The organism is Rhodoferax sp. GW821-FHT09E07 (genome assembly GCF_059416145.1).
The window spans coordinates 215,362-228,553 of record NZ_JBWKOP010000008.1 but is presented as its reverse complement, the minus strand read 5'-3'; the positions used below and the strand labels follow the sequence as shown (position 1 = coordinate 228,553).

Sequence of the window (13,192 nt, the reverse complement as noted above, 5' to 3'; positions counted from 1 at the left end):
GTGGCGGTGGCTGAAGTCGCCTTATTCTAAGTTCTGTACCTGTTCGCGCATCTGTTCGATGAGCACCTTCATGTCCACGGAGATATGGGTTAGCTCCAGCGCTGCGGACTTGGAGCCCATGGTGTTGGCCTCGCGGTGCAGCTCCTGGATCAGGAAGTCCAACCGTTTGCCGATCTCGCCGCCTTTTTTGATCAGGCGCTCCAGCTCGTCCAAGTGGGAGTTCACGCGGGTGATTTCTTCGGCCACGTCGATGCGGATGGCGAAGGCGGTGGCCTCGGTCAGCGCCCGGTCTTGCGCGGCTTCGGGCAGGGTGGTGCCATCGGTCAGGGCCATGGCCTCCTTCCAGCGCTCCATGAAGCGTGTGCGCTGCTGCTCCACGAGCTTGGGCACTAACGGGCCGGCCTGTTCGGCCAGCGTGCGCAGTTGAGCGATGTGACCCAGCAGCATGGTGGCCAGGCGGGCACCTTCGCGCTGGCGTGCAGTCAGCAGCTCTTTTAGCGTCTTTTCAGCCAGTGGCATCACATCCGCACTCCAGTCGCGCTGACTGCCTTGTTCGGCAGCGGCCAAGCGGATCACGTCAGCCACACTCAGCGGGTTGGCACTGGGCAGCCAAGCGCGGATGCTGTCCTGCGCGGCGTTCAGGCGCTGCAATAGTTTTGGGGTGGGGTCGGGGATGTTGCTGGCGCTGGTGGTTTCCACCGACGCGCGCACTTCAATCTTGCCGCGCTTGAGCTTGGCGCCCAGCAGTTCGCGCAGAGCCGGTTCGAACTGGCGCAGGTCTTCGGGCAGGCGAAACGTGAGGTCCAGAAAGCGGCTGTTGACCGAGCGGATCTCCAAGCCGAGCTGGGTGATGGGCTGGTTTTTGGGCTCGCCTTCCGGGGCGCTGGTGGCTGTGCTGTGCTGGGCACTGGCATAGCCAGTCATGCTGTAAACTGGCATCACGGGTTCTCGCTGCGTTGAAACGGCCCCGAGAATAACCCGGTTCACACGCTACCGACGAGCCCATACCCCGCAATTTATGTCAAAGGTCAAGCCAGCACCCCTACCCCCCGACACCATCATTGGCGGCTATCGCATCATTCGCAAGGTTGCCGCCGGGGGGTTTGGGTTGGTGTACTTGGCGCTGGATTCGGAGGGTCAGCAGGTGGCCGTCAAGGAATACCTGCCGTCTTCGCTGGCCAGTCGCGCGCCGGGCGAGTTGCTGCCCCAGGTGCAGCCCGAAAAGCTCTCGCTGTACCGTTTGGGCCTGAAGAGCTTCTTTGAAGAAGGCCGTTCGTTGGCACAAATCTCCCACCCCTCGGTGGTGAGCGTGCTGAACTTCTTCCGCGAAAACGAAACTGTTTACATGGTGATGAACTACCTGGAGGGCGCGGCCCTGCAGGACTTCATCGTCACCGCGCGCGACCTCAAGAAGAGCAAGGTATTCCGCGAGTCCACGATCCGCTCGCTGTTTGACGAGATCCTGCGTGGGCTGCGCATCGTGCACCAGCACAAGATGCTGCATCTGGACATCAAGCCCGCCAACATCTTTATCACTGACGACAACCGTTCGGTCCTCATCGACTTCGGCGCCGCGCGTGAAGTGCTGAGCAAGGAAGGCAACTTCATCCGCCCCATGTACACGCCGGGCTTTGCGGCACCCGAGATGTACCGCCGCGATGCGTCCATGGGTCCCTGGACCGATATCTATGCCATCGGTGCCTGCATCTACGCTTGCATGCAAGGCTACCCGCCCAACGAGGCGCCGCAACGTCTGGAAAAAGACCGCATCACCACCGCGCTGGCCCGTCTGCGCGGTGTGTATTCCGACAATCTGATTGAGGTGGTGGAGTGGTGCATGTCGCTGGACCCGCTATCGCGTCCGCAGTCCGTGTTTGCGCTGCAGAAGGAACTGTCCCGCGAGGGCGAGCGCCGCTACACCAAGCTCACCGTGGGCGAGAAGGTGCGCATGCAGTTTGATTCCATGGTGGCAGACACCAAGAAGACCGTGCAGGGTGCGGTGGCGGCATCGGGCAAACCCAAATGAAATTTTCCGTCTTCCAGATCAGCCGCAAGGGCGGCCGCGAAAAAAACGAAGACCGCATGGGGTATTGCTACACCAAGTCGTCGGGCCTGTTTTTGTTGGCCGATGGCATGGGTGGGCATCCTGAGGGCGAGGTCGCCGCGCAGATGGCATTGCAGGTCATTTCTGCGCTGTACCAAAAGGAAGCTACGCCCGAAATTGAGGACGTGAATGCCTTTTTCCACCGTGCCGTCATGGCGGCACACCGACAAATCCTGCGCTACGCCACCGAAAAACACTTGGCAGATACGCCGCGCACCACGCTGGTGGCGGCGGTGGTGCAGCATGGTTCGGCGCATTGGGTGCATTGCGGAGATTCGCGTTTGTACTTTGTGCGCCAGGGCGAGTTGCTGGCCCGTACGCGAGACCACTCCTACATGGAGCAGCGCGAAGGTGAGGAGCGTCCGCTAGCCTCAGGCGCGGCGGTGTTCAACCGCAACGTGCTCTACACCTGCCTGGGCTCGCCGACCAAGCCCGTGTTTGACATCACCGGTCCCGTGCCGCTGCAGCAGGGCGACCGCATGATGCTGTGCTCGGATGGACTGTGGGGCACGGTGGATGACGCCAACATCGTCTACCAGCTGGCGCAAAAGCCCGTGCCCGTGGCGGCGCCCGATCTGGTGGAGATGGCGCTGGTCAATGGTGGGCCGCACTGCGACAACGTGACACTGATTGCGATGGAGTGGGAGACGCCGGACAGCTTCGAGTCCACGCGCGGTGCGATCTCGACCGACAACATCGAAGAAGGCGTGTTCGCTTCCACGGTGCAAGCAGGCTGGCTGGACTCCGATGTCGACGACCTGGACGATGCGGCCATCGAGCGCTCCATTGCCGAAATCAACGAGGCGATTCGCCGTTCCGCTGCACGCAAGGGCTGAGGCCCGCGCTGCGGCATTCATTCCTGAAGGATTGTCATGACTGGATTCGTTCGCAGCAGCGCGCGCGCCGCTAATGCTTTGCGCCCGGTGCGTATTACCCGCCACTACACCATCCACGCCGAAGGCTCGGTGCTCATCGAGTTTGGCAATACCAAGGTGCTCTGCACCGCATCCGTGGAGGAGCGTGTACCGCCCCATAAGCGCGGCAGTGGTGAGGGCTGGGTAACCGCCGAATACGGCATGCTGCCGCGCGCCACCCACAGCCGCAGCGACCGCGAAGCCGCCAAGGGCAAGCAGAGCGGCCGCACGCAGGAGATCCAGCGCCTCATCGGCCGTTCTCTGCGTGCCATCTTTGACCTGAAGAAGCTGGGCGAGCGCACCATCCAGCTCGACTGCGATGTGATCCAGGCCGACGGCGGCACCCGCACGGCCGCCATCACCGGTGCTTTTGTGGCCGCGCAGGATGCGGTGAATGGTTTGCTCAAGGCCGGCAAGATTGCCGAGACCCCCATCACCGCCGCGGTGGCTGCGATCAGCGTGGGCATCGTGCAGGGTACGCCGCTGTTGGACCTGGAATACACCGAAGACTCGGCCTGTGACACCGACATGAACGTGGTGATGACCGGTGCGGGCCACTTTGTGGAAGTGCAGGGCACGGCCGAGGGCGTGGCCTTCACGCGTGCCGAGATGGACCAGCTGCTGGGTCTGGCAGAAAAAGGTATCACCGAGTTGATGATTTTGCAGCAACAGGCACTATCAAATTAATAGCTTATTGCGCAATGTCGACGGGGGCTACAAGCCAATTCCTATGAAAATTGTTCTCGCATCCAACAACCAGGGCAAGCTGGCCGAACTGCAAGCCATGTTTGCCCCGCTGGGCTGTACGCTGGTGCGCCAAGGCGACCTGGGCGTGCCCGAGGCACCCGAGCCCTACCGCACCTTTGTGGAAAACGCGCTGACCAAGGCGCGCAATGCGGCCCAGCACACGGGCCTGCCAGCGCTGGCCGATGACGCGGGCTTGTGCGTGGACGCCTTTGGCGGCCTGCCCGGTGTGGATACGGCCTACTACGCTACCCAGCACGGCTACGCCAAGGGCGACGACAACAACGTGACCGCGCTGCTGGAGCAGATGGTGGGCATTGCCAACCGCCGCTGCGCCATGGTCAGCACCCTGGTGGCCGTACGATCGCCCGAAGACCCCGAGCCGCTGATTGCCGTGGGCCGCGTGGTGGGCGAGGTGGCCATGGAGCGCATGGGTAGCAACGGTTTTGGCTTTGACCCCATCATGTGGATTCCCGAGTTTGGTCAGACCTTCGCCCAGCTGCCGGTGGAGGTGAAGAACGCCAACAGCCACCGCGGTCGTGCGTCCCAGGCCATGGCCGCGCTCATTCGCGCTAACTGGCTGGGGGCCTGAGCCGCCATGATTCTGATCACGCCGCTGGGGGGCGATGCGGAGGCCGCCGTACAGCGCGACATCCAACACTACATGCGTCCCGGCACCCTGCAGTTGCCGGCTTTGCCACCGCTCTCCCTGTATGTGCACCTGCCCTGGTGCCTGAAAAAATGCCCCTATTGCGACTTCAATTCCCACGAACAAAGTGCTAGTGGTTTGCAGGAGCAGCGCTACATCGACGCCGTGATCGCGGACCTGGAAGCCGCGCTGCCGCTGATCTGGGGCCGCACGGTGCACAGCATCTTCATTGGCGGCGGCACGCCCAGCCTGTTCTCGCCGCAGTCCATAGACCGCCTGCTGGCCGACATCCGCGCGCGCCTGCGGCTGGAGGCTAACTGCGAGATCACGATGGAGGCGAACCCCGGCACCTTTGAGAAGGACCGCTTCAAGGCCTTCCACAGTGCGGGGGTCACGCGCCTGTCCATTGGGGTGCAGAGCTTCAATGACGAGCACCTCAAAGCCCTGGGCCGGGTGCACGACCGCGCGCAGGCCTTGGCGGCGGTGGAGGAGGCGGCGCAGTCGTTTGATACCTTCAACTTGGACATCATGTACGCCCTGCCGGGGCAGACGCTAGAGCAGCTCGATGCCGATGTGAAGCTGGCGCTGCAGTTTGCGCCGCCGCATATCTCCATCTACCACCTCACCATCGAACCCAACACCTACTTCGCCAAGTTCCCGCCACAGATTCCTGAGGACGACACGGCCTATGCGATGCTGGACCACCTCACCGAGGTGACGGGCGTGGCCGGGCTGGAGCGCTACGAGGTGTCGGCCTATGCCAAGCCCGCACACCGCTGTTTCCACAACCTGAATTACTGGCAGTTTGGCGACTACCTGGGCATCGGCGCGGGCGCCCACAGCAAGCTGAGCTTTGCGCACCGCGTGGTGCGCCAGGTGCGCTTTCGCGACCCCGCGCGCTACATGGAGCAGGCTCTGGCGGGCAACGCGCTGGCGCAAGACAACGAGGTGCCACGCGCCGACCTGCCGTTCGAGTACATGCTGAACGCACTGCGTCTGCGCAACGGCTTTGGTCTGCGCGACTTCACGGAGCGCACGGGGCTGGCCATCACCGCCATCGAGGCCGGCCTGCAAGAGGCCGAACGCAAGGGCCTGATCGAACGCGACTTTGCACGCGTGCACCCCACGGTGCGCGGCTTCGACTTTTTGAGTGACTTGCAGGCGCTTTTCCTGTCCAATTCGGGCTGAAGGGCCCATGGGCAGGCCCTGAGCAGAGGGGAACGCCATGTTTTCGGTCTACGGCACGGCAGGACGTGTATTTCGCGGCTCGCTGGAAGAGCTGCGCCGTGTGGGCGCTACCACGGGCTTGACCCGCACGCGCGGCGTTGCCCCCATCGAGCAGGATGCGCAGGACCACGGCCCCTCCCACTTTGGTGACTTGCTGTCCGCGCCCCCTGCAGACCCGCCCACCGACCTGGCCCATCGCACCGCGCTCGCGGCCTATGAGGACGTGCGCAAACCGGAGATGCAACGCCAGCCGCTGACCCGGGTAGACGCCATCATGAGCGCCAAGGTACTCACCGTACCCGACAGCTTCAATGTGGAGCAGGCCTGGGGCCTGCTCGGCCAGCATGGCATAGGCCAGGCGCCCGTGGTGTCGTCCGCCGGAGTGCTGGTAGGGTTGTTGTCGCGCGCTGAGCTGATGCGGCCGGACCGCCTGCCCAAGGCCGACAGCCACCCGCTGGTGTGGCGCGCGCTACTGGCACAAAGCGTGGTGGACCTGATGTGGACCCCCGTGCCCAGTGTGGCGGAGGATACCGATATCCGCCGCGTGGCACGTGTGCTGCTCGATACGGGGCTGCCGGGTTTGCCCGTGGTGGATGAGCAGGGGATGGTGACCGGGTTTGTTTCGCGCTCGGACATCCTGCGCGCTGTGGTGGCCGACCCTCCGCTGGACCTGTGGACCTGACGCTGATTTAGCGGCGCAGGCCTTGTGCCCAGCGCGTGTAGAGGCTGTGGGCAATCGCCTGGCTGTTTGCCAAGTCGTTCTGCAGGGTGTACAGAATGCCCTCCGGCGTTTGCACCGCAGGCCCCGGAGTGCGGCGCATCAGGTCTGCGCCGTCGCGCAGCCATTCCTGTAATTTGGCTTCGTCCACCTCGCAGTGGAACTGCATGGCCAGGTGCCTATCGTTGACCACAAAGGCCTGGTTGGTGCACCACTGGCCGCGCAGCAGCGGTGTCGCGCCCGGGGGGATGCTGAAGGATTCGCTGTGCCACTGGAACTGCCGCAGCGGCGTGTGTGTGCCGACCCAACGTATGCCGTCCGGGTCGGCTAGTTCCAGGTCCGTCCAGCCAATCTCGGTGTGAGCGGCGGCTTGCACCGTGCCGCCCAGTGCGCGGCTCATGAGCTGGCCGCCCAGGCAGTGGCCGATGACCGGGACATCGGCCGCCATCGCCTGGCGTATCTGCTCCAGCAAGCGCGGGTAGTAGGGCAGCGGATCATTGGCGCTCATGGCGCCCCCCAGAATGCACAGGCCGGCGCAGGCCCCGATATCGGCGGGCAAGGCCTCGCCCAAGTGCATGCGGTGCAGGGTGAAAGGGATGCCCTGCGCCCCAAGCCAGGTGGCAAAGAACGCCGGGCCGTCGTCGGCCAGGTGCTGGACGATGGCAACCGGCCGCATGCGCTGCTATTCCATGAGGTCGCGCTGCGCCAGCGCGGGGAACAGCTTGAACCACAGACCCGCCACCAGCACCGTCCCCAGGCCACCCAGCACCACCGAACCCATGGGCCCAAATACGGCGGCGGTGGCGCCCGATTCAAACTCGCCCAACTGGTTGGATGCGCCTATGAAAATTGAGTTGACGGCTGAGACGCGGCCGCGCATCTCGTCCGGCGTTTCCAGTTGCACCAGGGTGCTGCGCGTGACCACGCTGACGCAGTCTGCCGCACCGGTGATGGCCAGTGCGATAAGCGACAGCCAGAAGGAGTGCGACAAACCGAAGACTACTGTGGCCAAGCCAAAGATACCCACTGCCACCAGCAGCCGTTTGCCCACATAGCGGCGCAGCGGCCAGCGGGCCACGGCCAGCGACATCAGCAGTGCGCCCACAGCCGGCGCGCCGCGCAGCAGGCCCAGGCCCACGGGGCCGGTGTGCAGGATGTCGCGCGCGTAAATCGGCAATAGTGCGGTGGCGCCGCCCAGCAGCACGGCAAACAGGTCCAGCGAGGTGGCACCCAGAATCAGCTTGCGCTGCCAGACAAAGGCTACACCCGCAAACAGCGAGGCCCAGGTGGCGGCCAGGTGTGAGGGCCGGTGCGCGTAGCGCACGGCCAGAATCAACAGTCCAGCGGTAAGCATGAGCAGGGTGCAGCACAGGTAGACATTGACTGCACCGGTGACGTACAGCAAGCCACCCAGCGCTGGCCCGCTGATGACGGCGATTTCCATGCCTGTGGAGCTCAGCGCCACAGCTCGCGCCAGCAGGCTGGGCGGAACCAGTAGCGGCACCAGCGCCTGCTGGGCCGGCATCTGGAAGGCACGGGTCAGCCCCAACACCACCGAGATACCGAGGATCAGTTCTCGCGAGGCAAAGTGCCCCAGGGTGGCGCTGACCAGGGTGGCCCCCACCAGCGCCTGCACGAACATGCAAGCCGCAAAAATGCGGCCGCGGTGCAACCGGTCCGCCAGGTGGCCGGCGGGCAGGGTCATCACCAAGGCGGGAACGAACTGGAACAGTCCGACCAGGCCCAAGTCCCACGGGCTGGAGGTCAGGTCATACATATGCCAAGCTACGGCCACCATGAGCATCTGGTTGCCCATGATGCCGGCCAGCCGGGCCAGCCAGTAACGGATGAAAGCGCTTTGTTGGGAGAGTTTGGGGGGATGGGACATGGATGTCCGATTATCCCCGGCCAGTGGTTTCAGTAGTCCAAGCGCACCTTGATGGAGGCGTCCGCCTTGTCGTAGCCGTATAGCTCGGCATTGCTGATATTGCGCGTGTAGCTCAGTTGTGGGCGGACGGAGACACCTTTGCTCACGGCCCAGGTGACTCCCAGGGACAGGTCGTAGAGCGATTCCTCCCGCGCAAAGCCATACAGGCTGTTGGTGCCGGTGTATCTGGCGCGTGTGGCCCCAAAGGTCACATAGGCACCCCAACGGTCGTTGAAGCTGCGTTGCAGCAGTGCCCGAGGACCAAAGAACTGCTTGTCGCCATCGTCCCGGCCGCCGTTGGCCAGCTCCATGCCGCCTGCGGCCGTCAGGCTGAAGAGGGTGTTGCCATCCCCGAGGGGGGTGAGCCACCCGATCGTGAGTGCATTGGTTTGCGTACTCGGGTTCGGGCCTCCCAGCGCCCAGCGTGGGTTGCGGTTGCTCGTGGTTCCTCCCAACGAGATCTGGTTACCGTTGTCCAGCGTCAGCCGCCAATCGGCCTTGAGCCCCGTGTCCTGGTAGGGCGAGTTACCCAAGGTGGCGTTGTCCGCGGCCTGGGCGGGACGGATTTGCAGTAAGCCTCCCAGGTAACTGACGTCGCTTTGTGTGTCCAAGCGGATGGCGCAAGTGTGATCGCAGCCGGGTTGGGCCCACAAGGAGGGGGCCGCCAGTGCCAAACACAGGCCCATGGTGGAGAGGGTAAGGTGCCGAGCCGTACGGCTGGTAGGGTGTGTCATCCCGGTACTCCTTGGTCAATCCACAGACTGTCGACCTGTTTTGGCCGACGTTGTCCGTGAATAAGTATAGGAAGTCCAGGCTATTTCGGCCGCAATATTTCGTTCGTAGGGATTGAATTTTGCGACCAGAGGGGCCGTTTGCCGCACGAATGGCCGGCGGTGGGGTGGCGGAAGCTGTGAGATTCGAACTCACGGAGGGGATAAACCCTCGCCGGTTTTCAAGACCGGTGCCTTAAACCGCTCGGCCAAGCTTCCTAGAGGCGCGTATTCTACCCGGCGCCTGGGGGCTTCACGCCGTCTTGAGCATCCCGCGGGTTTCGATGAAGGCGATCACGTCTTTCAGGCCAGTCAGATCCTTCAGGTTCGTCATCACAAAGGGTTTCAGGCCCTTGGCGGTGTTGCGCATGCGTTCGGTGTCGCTGCGCATGATGTCCAGGTTGGCGCCCACGTGGGGGGCCAGATCTGTCTTGTTGATCACAAACAAATCACTTTTGGTGATGCCAGGGCCACCCTTGCGGGGGATTTTTTCGCCTGCAGCCACGTCGATCACGTAAATCGTCAGGTCGCTGAGTTCGGGGCTGAAGGTGGCGGCCAGGTTGTCGCCGCCGCTTTCCACAAACACGATGTCGGCGTTGGGGAAGTCCACCAGCATGCGGTCTATGGCCTCCAGGTTGATGGAGCAGTCTTCGCGGATGGCGGTGTGCGGGCAGCCGCCGGTTTCCACACCCATGATGCGTTCGGCGGGCAGTGCGCCGCTCACGGTCAGCAGGCGCTGGTCTTCCTTGGTGTAGATGTCGTTGGTGATGGCGACCAGGTCGTACTGCTCGCGCATGGCCTTGCAGAGCATTTCCAAAAGCGTGGTTTTGCCGGAGCCAACGGGCCCACCTATGCCCACGCGCAGGGGAGGCAGGGTCTTGGTGCGGTTGGCGATGTGGTGCAGGTTAGACATGATATTTGCTATGAATAAAGGAGCTGCTTGCGTAATGGATACGGGGGCTAGAGGGTATTTATGACCTGAAGAGACGGGAGTACTGCACTTCATGCTGGCTGCTGAGGATGGCCAGCATGGGGGAAAACGCCTGGCGGCTGTCATCGTCCACCGCCAGGGCATGGTTGACGGCTTCGGGGATGGCGGCGGTGAGCGCGGACAGGATGCGCTGGCCCGCGCTTTGGCCCAGGGGCACCGATTTGATGGCGGCCTGGGTCATGTTCTCGGCCCACCCAAAGGCATAGGCCAGCAGGCATTCGCGCACCGGGGCCTGCGTAGCGCTGGCGGCCAGTGCGTAGGCGATGGGGTAGGTGGGCTCCTGCCCGGCCAGCACGGCAATTTGCGCGGGCGTGGCCGTCGTGTGGTTCTTCAGCCATTCCAGCAGGCTCTTGCCCATCTGCTCGGTCTGGGCGCGCAGCTCGGCGCTCTCGCGCGTCTGCAGTACCCAGGCGTTGAGCTGGGCCACGCGTGCCATGTCGTCCGCACGCCAGGCGGCAATGGCCTGGGCCACGGCAGGCAGGTCCGAGCGCGCCAGCGTCAGGTGCAGCTGGTCGACCAGCCAAGCGGATGCTTCACTTTCTGTAGCGGCTCGCGCAGTGTCCACAGCGGCTTCCAGGCATTCTGAGTACGAAAATCCGCCAATCGGCAAGGCCGGCGAGGCCAGCCACATCAACTGCATCAGGCTCGAATCCAGCATGGCGGTTCAGTGGTGATGGTAATCGCCATGACCATGCGCATGGCTGTGGTCATGGTCGTAGTGTCCGTGGCGGTGTCCGCCGGTGTGCCCGCCCGTGGCGTAGGCTCCGTTTTCGGGTTCAAACGCCTCCTCTACCGCGTTCACGATCAGGTGCATGGCGCGCAGCATGTCGGCCAGCACGTGGTCGGGTTCGATTTTCAGGTGGTCGGGCTTGAGTTCGATGGGCACATGGCGGTTACCCAGGTGGTAGGCCGCGCGGATCAAATCAAACGGTGCGCCATGGTCGCTGCAATGCGTGATCTTCAGCACCGATTGCGGCGCGGCAATCACTTTCACCAGCGAGCCGTCTTCGGCCACCAGCACGTCGCCACCGCGCACGGCGGTGCCGCGGGGCAGAAATACGCCCAGCGTGCGACCGGCGGAGTCGGTGGCGTCAAAGCGGCTTTTCTGGCGCACGTCCCAGTCGAGTTCGACGGTGGCGGCGCGCTTGAGCAGCACAGAGGCCAGGCCCTGGCCTTGGGGGATGCATTTGGAGACTTGAAGCATGAGTATTCCTTACCAGTTGCCGTAAGCAGCAACTATGCCGCGCCACAGCGCGCTGCGTTCCACGCCCATGCGGGTGCCGCTGGGGTCGCCCGAGGCATCTTTGGCCACGGCCATGTGCACGATGACGAGTTTGAGGTCTGGGTCCACCAGAATGGCCTGGCCGTATATGCCCAGCAGCACAAAGCGTCGATGGCTGCCCGGCAGCAGCCAGGTTTGCAGGCCATAGCCCATGTAGGTGCTGCCCTTGTTCTGCATGGTGCCGGGGCGAAATGCGGGTGGTTGCTGGCTGGCGTCAGTCATGCGCAGCAGGTAGTCGCGACTGATGACGGCCTTGCCATCGCGCACACCGTCGTTGGCCAGCAGAAGGCCCAGGCGGGCGTAGTCGTGCGCCGTGGCGTTGAAGTTGCCGGCGGCCAGTTCGGTCTGGTCCACCGGGTTGGTGAGCCAGGTGGCGCGCGCCTCGGCGCCCAGCGGCTGCCAGATCTTTTCGGCTATGTACTGGCACAGGCTTTGCCCCGTGGCACCGCGCAGCACCAGGCCCAGCATTTGGGTTTCGGCGCTGGCGTAATTGAACAGCGTGCCTTCGGGCGCCACGCGCTCGGTGATGACCTGGGCGCCTGCGGCGTTGCCTTGGGTGCGGGTAGTTTGGTTGAAGCGTGCCAGGTCGTCCTTGCCCGAATAGTCTTCGACAAACTTGGCACCCGAGGCCATACGCATCAGGTTGATGATCTTGGTCTGCCCGTACAGGGTATCGGCCAGCTTGGGTTCGTACGTGGCGGCGATGTCGTCCAGCGAGCGAATGCGGCCTTCTTCCAGTGCCTTGCCAAAGCCGAGCGCCACGATGGTCTTGGCCATGGAGTTGGACAGCAGGCGGTGCTCTGGTTTGCGGTCGTAGTTGCTGCGCTCAGCCACGATCTGCCCGTCGTGCAAAACCAGCACCGCCGTGGCACGCTGGCGCTGCATGTAGTCATCCAGCGTCAGCGTCTTGCCGTCGAATTGGTAGCGGAATGCGGGTTCGCTGGCGGCCTTGGGTAGTGGCTGCGGCTGGGCCGAGGGCTCCAGCACGCAGTGGGGCGACAGCGTGTCCATGGCGCTGAAGGAGCCCACGCGGTAGGCCTCCTGAAACGCCTGGCCAAGGCGCGGTGCCACGGGGTAGCCCGCGGCCTTGCCCAGCAGTTCTTCGTCAGGTGCAGCAGCGCTATAGCCGTGGCCCAGCGTGCCCAGCACGGTTAAAAACAAGGCGTGGATTTTCATACGCCGCAGTATGCGCGCATACCTGTGGTGGATGGCATATGCCAGATCAGTGTGTGGGGCGGCTGCCCATGGCGGTCAGCACGCCCAGCCCGATAAAGGACGTCCCCGCGATGCGGTTACCCCATGCCGCCTGGCGGGCAACGCGACCCAGCCGGGGCGCGATCAGGCTGGCAGCCATCACATACATCAGGTCGGTGCAGCCCGCCACGCAGACGAAGACACCACCCAGGGCCAGCGTCTGTGCCAGCAGGTTGCCGCTGGCATCGGTGAACTGGGGCAAAAACGCGGCGAAGAAGAGGGCGGTTTTGGGGTTCAGCGTTGCAACCACGATTCCGTCCCGGAACACGCGCAGCGCTGATTGCCGGGGCGGCTGCGGTGCGTTCGTCACTTCCAGGGGCGCGGCGCGCCACAGCCGAACACCCAGGTAGATCAGGTAGGCGGCGCCCGCCCACTTCACCACGGTGAAAGCAAGTGAGGACACAGCAAACAGCGCTGCCAGACCGAGTGCGGCACCCACCGCATTGCACAGATTTCCCAGCGCCACGCCCAGCACAGAGGCCAGGCCGCAGGCCCTGCCTTGCGCCAGGGTGCGCGCAATGATGTACACAACAGCGGGACCGGGGGTGAGGGCGAGCAACAGGCTCGCGCCAATGAAACCCAGCAGCAGGGGCATGTCTGGAAGCATGGACA

Annotated in this window: 14 protein-coding genes, 1 tRNA gene and 1 pseudogene; 6 read left to right on the top strand and 10 right to left on the bottom strand. The window is 63.9% G+C overall.

The features are described 5' to 3' along the window. Nucleotides 1-21: 21 nt before the first annotated feature. Entirely contained in the window at nucleotides 22-939 is a 918-nt protein-coding gene (locus AC07OE_RS17225; RefSeq protein ID WP_495071801.1) for a YicC/YloC family endoribonuclease, read from the bottom strand. 79 nt (nucleotides 940-1,018) lie between these two features. Between AC07OE_RS17225 and AC07OE_RS17220 the strand changes: the two genes are divergently transcribed. From AC07OE_RS17220 to AC07OE_RS17195, 6 genes are read left to right on the top strand one after another with little or no spacing between them, the layout of a single operon-like run. After that, entirely contained in the window at nucleotides 1,019-2,026 is a 1,008-nt protein-coding gene (locus AC07OE_RS17220) for a serine/threonine protein kinase (RefSeq protein WP_495071800.1), read from the top strand. Then, nucleotides 2,023-2,940: a PP2C family protein-serine/threonine phosphatase gene (locus AC07OE_RS17215; protein WP_495071799.1), complete on the top strand. Its 918-nt coding sequence runs from the start codon at nucleotides 2,023-2,025 to the stop codon at nucleotides 2,938-2,940. The genes AC07OE_RS17220 and AC07OE_RS17215 overlap by 4 nt, the downstream gene beginning before the upstream one ends. A 36-nt stretch (nucleotides 2,941-2,976) precedes the next feature. Further along, nucleotides 2,977-3,705: a ribonuclease PH gene (gene rph, locus AC07OE_RS17210; RefSeq protein ID WP_495071798.1), complete on the top strand. Its 729-nt coding sequence runs from the start codon at nucleotides 2,977-2,979 to the stop codon at nucleotides 3,703-3,705. A 43-nt stretch (nucleotides 3,706-3,748) separates the two neighbouring features. Next, the gene (locus tag AC07OE_RS17205; RefSeq protein ID WP_495071797.1) at nucleotides 3,749-4,354 is read left to right on the top strand and encodes a non-canonical purine NTP pyrophosphatase; all 606 of its coding nucleotides are present in this window, start codon (nucleotides 3,749-3,751) and stop codon (nucleotides 4,352-4,354) included. Nucleotides 4,355-4,360: 6 nt separating this feature from the next. Continuing rightward, a complete protein-coding gene (hemW, locus tag AC07OE_RS17200) occupies nucleotides 4,361-5,599 on the top strand; it encodes a radical SAM family heme chaperone HemW (protein ID WP_495071796.1) in 1,239 nt (412 codons plus the stop codon). A 37-nt stretch (nucleotides 5,600-5,636) separates the two neighbouring features. Further along, nucleotides 5,637-6,320: a CBS domain-containing protein gene (locus tag AC07OE_RS17195; protein ID WP_495071795.1), complete on the top strand. Its 684-nt coding sequence runs from the start codon at nucleotides 5,637-5,639 to the stop codon at nucleotides 6,318-6,320. Nucleotides 6,321-6,327: 7 nt separating this feature from the next. Here the strand turns inward: AC07OE_RS17195 and AC07OE_RS17190 are convergent, their stop codons facing one another. The 9 genes and pseudogenes from AC07OE_RS17190 to AC07OE_RS17150 form a co-directional block, all read right to left on the bottom strand. Beyond that, nucleotides 6,328-7,032 carry a type 1 glutamine amidotransferase gene (locus AC07OE_RS17190; RefSeq protein ID WP_495071794.1) on the bottom strand — a complete coding sequence of 235 codons (705 nt, stop codon included), beginning with the start codon at nucleotides 7,030-7,032 and terminating at the stop codon, nucleotides 6,328-6,330. Between the two features lie 6 nt (nucleotides 7,033-7,038). Then, entirely contained in the window at nucleotides 7,039-8,244 is a 1,206-nt protein-coding gene (locus tag AC07OE_RS17185; protein WP_495071793.1) for an MFS transporter, read from the bottom strand. Between the two features lie 29 nt (nucleotides 8,245-8,273). After that, the gene (locus tag AC07OE_RS17180) at nucleotides 8,274-9,017 is read right to left on the bottom strand and encodes a porin family protein (RefSeq protein ID WP_495071792.1); all 744 of its coding nucleotides are present in this window, start codon (nucleotides 9,015-9,017) and stop codon (nucleotides 8,274-8,276) included. A 165-nt stretch (nucleotides 9,018-9,182) separates the two neighbouring features. Then, a tRNA-Ser gene (locus AC07OE_RS17175) sits at nucleotides 9,183-9,272 on the bottom strand. A 34-nt stretch (nucleotides 9,273-9,306) separates the two neighbouring features. Next, nucleotides 9,307-9,966 (bottom strand): urease accessory protein UreG, encoded by a 660-nt coding sequence (gene ureG / locus AC07OE_RS17170; protein ID WP_495071791.1) that lies wholly within the window; start codon nucleotides 9,964-9,966, stop codon nucleotides 9,307-9,309. A 58-nt stretch (nucleotides 9,967-10,024) separates the two neighbouring features. Then, nucleotides 10,025-10,702: an urease accessory protein UreF gene (locus AC07OE_RS17165; protein WP_495071790.1), complete on the bottom strand. Its 678-nt coding sequence runs from the start codon at nucleotides 10,700-10,702 to the stop codon at nucleotides 10,025-10,027. A gap of 12 nt (nucleotides 10,703-10,714) precedes the next feature. Then, nucleotides 10,715-11,248 (bottom strand): annotated as a pseudogene (gene ureE, locus AC07OE_RS17160) (urease accessory protein UreE); the annotation flags it as partial. 9 nt (nucleotides 11,249-11,257) lie between these two features. After that, a complete protein-coding gene (locus AC07OE_RS17155; RefSeq protein ID WP_495071789.1) occupies nucleotides 11,258-12,502 on the bottom strand; it encodes a serine hydrolase domain-containing protein in 1,245 nt (414 codons plus the stop codon). Nucleotides 12,503-12,548: 46 nt separating this feature from the next. After that, entirely contained in the window at nucleotides 12,549-13,187 is a 639-nt protein-coding gene (locus tag AC07OE_RS17150) for a LysE family translocator (RefSeq protein ID WP_495071788.1), read from the bottom strand. Nucleotides 13,188-13,192: the final 5 nt, after the last annotated feature.

Coding starts and splice junctions, on each gene's coding strand:
- AC07OE_RS17225 (WP_495071801.1), bottom strand. CDS start 939: ATGCCAGTTTACAGCATGACTGGCTATGCCAGTGCCCAGCACAGCACA.
- AC07OE_RS17220 (WP_495071800.1), top strand. CDS start 1,019: ATGTCAAAGGTCAAGCCAGCACCCCTACCCCCCGACACCATCATTGGC.
- AC07OE_RS17215 (WP_495071799.1), top strand. CDS start 2,023: ATGAAATTTTCCGTCTTCCAGATCAGCCGCAAGGGCGGCCGCGAAAAA.
- rph (WP_495071798.1), top strand. CDS start 2,977: ATGACTGGATTCGTTCGCAGCAGCGCGCGCGCCGCTAATGCTTTGCGC.
- AC07OE_RS17205 (WP_495071797.1), top strand. CDS start 3,749: ATGAAAATTGTTCTCGCATCCAACAACCAGGGCAAGCTGGCCGAACTG.
- hemW (WP_495071796.1), top strand. CDS start 4,361: ATGATTCTGATCACGCCGCTGGGGGGCGATGCGGAGGCCGCCGTACAG.
- AC07OE_RS17195 (WP_495071795.1), top strand. CDS start 5,637: ATGTTTTCGGTCTACGGCACGGCAGGACGTGTATTTCGCGGCTCGCTG.
- AC07OE_RS17190 (WP_495071794.1), bottom strand. CDS start 7,032: ATGCGGCCGGTTGCCATCGTCCAGCACCTGGCCGACGACGGCCCGGCG.
- AC07OE_RS17185 (WP_495071793.1), bottom strand. CDS start 8,244: ATGTCCCATCCCCCCAAACTCTCCCAACAAAGCGCTTTCATCCGTTAC.
- AC07OE_RS17180 (WP_495071792.1), bottom strand. CDS start 9,017: ATGACACACCCTACCAGCCGTACGGCTCGGCACCTTACCCTCTCCACC.
- ureG (WP_495071791.1), bottom strand. CDS start 9,966: ATGTCTAACCTGCACCACATCGCCAACCGCACCAAGACCCTGCCTCCC.
- AC07OE_RS17165 (WP_495071790.1), bottom strand. CDS start 10,702: ATGCTGGATTCGAGCCTGATGCAGTTGATGTGGCTGGCCTCGCCGGCC.
- AC07OE_RS17155 (WP_495071789.1), bottom strand. CDS start 12,502: ATGAAAATCCACGCCTTGTTTTTAACCGTGCTGGGCACGCTGGGCCAC.
- AC07OE_RS17150 (WP_495071788.1), bottom strand. CDS start 13,187: ATGCTTCCAGACATGCCCCTGCTGCTGGGTTTCATTGGCGCGAGCCTG.